The sequence below is a fragment of the Pseudomonas sp. HMWF006 genome, assembly GCF_003061205.1.
GTDB lineage: Bacteria > Pseudomonadota > Gammaproteobacteria > Pseudomonadales > Pseudomonadaceae > Aquipseudomonas > Aquipseudomonas monsensis.
The window spans coordinates 15339-15896 of record NZ_QAIU01000605.1; the positions used below are offsets into that span (position 1 = coordinate 15339).

Here is a 558-nt window from a genome sequence, read left to right on the forward strand (position 1 = left end):
GACGTAATGCACCGCCACGCTGCCGTCGTCATTCCAGACATAACGCGTGTCCACCTGCGAAAACGACGCCCAGTGCCGCACGCAGCGGGCCGCCTTGCCGGACCGCTCCCACTCCCAGAAGAAACTGGCGCCCCCGGTCAATTGCCGTTGCAGGATGACGTGTTGATCGTCGTAGTCGTAACGCTCGCTGTCGCCGGCGGCGTTGGTTGCCTCGATCAGTCGCTGTTGGGCGTCGTAGCGGTAACTGACCAACGTTTGCTCGGTGCGCCAGCCATCGCCAGCCAACACCTGGTAATCAACGGCGATCAACTGCGCACGCTCATAGCGCAACAGCAGCGAACGGCCCGCGCCGTTATCCAGTCGCTGAACCCTGTCAGACCGATCCCGTAAAACACGCAGCCGGTTGTCGTACGAATCACTGACCGCCGTCAGCCGCCCGGCGCGAAAGTGATAAAACCGCGCCGTTTCCCCGGCCAGCGCGAGGACTAACTCCTCCGGCTCATCCCCCAGAAAAATCGCCGCCCGCGACAGGCTGTTGTGAATCGCCGGCCGTTCAAC

The 558-nt window shown here is 62.9% G+C and carries 1 pseudogene; it reads right to left on the minus strand.

Annotation, left to right across the window (positions count from 1 at the left end):
• Window positions 1-558, minus strand: a pseudogene (locus DBR24_RS28180) (type IV secretion protein Rhs); the annotation flags it as partial.